This is a genomic window from Mesorhizobium sp. M5C.F.Ca.IN.020.32.2.1, assembly GCF_004023105.1.
GTDB classification, from domain to species: Bacteria; Pseudomonadota; Alphaproteobacteria; order Rhizobiales; family Rhizobiaceae; genus Mesorhizobium; species Mesorhizobium wenxiniae.
Window position 1 is genome coordinate 1 of the sequence record NZ_RZSX01001523.1, and the last position, 684, is coordinate 684.

Annotated in this window: 1 protein-coding gene; it reads right to left on the reverse strand. The window is 67.5% G+C overall.

Annotated features, from left to right (window positions below; genetic code table 11):
* Positions 1-684: sigma-54 dependent transcriptional regulator (locus tag EOA86_RS37205; protein ID WP_164892437.1), on the reverse strand; the 684-nt coding region annotated here is incomplete at both ends.

The following is a 684-nucleotide window of genomic DNA, read 5'->3' on the forward strand; positions in this document are numbered from 1 at the left end:
TCGAGGAACAGCGTGCCGCCGCTGGCGTGCTCGATGCGGCCGATCCGCTTCTTCTGCGCGCCGGTGAAGGCGCCGGCCTCATGGCCGAACAACTCGCTCTCGATGACCGTCTCCGGCAGAGTGCCGCAATTCAGCGCAACGAAATTGCCCCTGGCGCGGCGGCTCCAGCGATGCAAGAGGCTTGCCACCACCTCCTTGCCGGAGCCGGTCTCGCCGGTCACCAGCACGTCGACGTCGGTGTCGGCGATCTGGCGCAGCGTGCGGCGCAGCCTTTCCATCGCCGGCGTCTGGCCGATCAGCGGCAGGCCGTCCTGCGCTTCTCCGGCCGCTTCGCGCAAGGCGCGGTTCTCCAGCACCAGGCGGCGCTTTTCCGCCGCGCGGCGCACGCTCTGCACCAGCCGGTCGGCGGCGAAGGGTTTGGTGATGAAGTCGTAGGCGCCGTCCTTGATCGCCTTGACGGCAACCGCGATGTCGCCATGCCCGGTGACGAGGATGACTGGAATGTCCGCGTCCAGCCGCAGGACGCAATCGAAAAGCAGCAAGCCGTCGATCTCAGGCATCCGGATATCCGACACCACTACGCCGGCAAAACCGGCGTCGAGCCTGGCCAGCGCCTCGGCCGCCACCGAAAAAGCCAATACCGAAAAGCCGGCAAGCTCAAGCGTCTGCGCGGTGGCCCTGAGG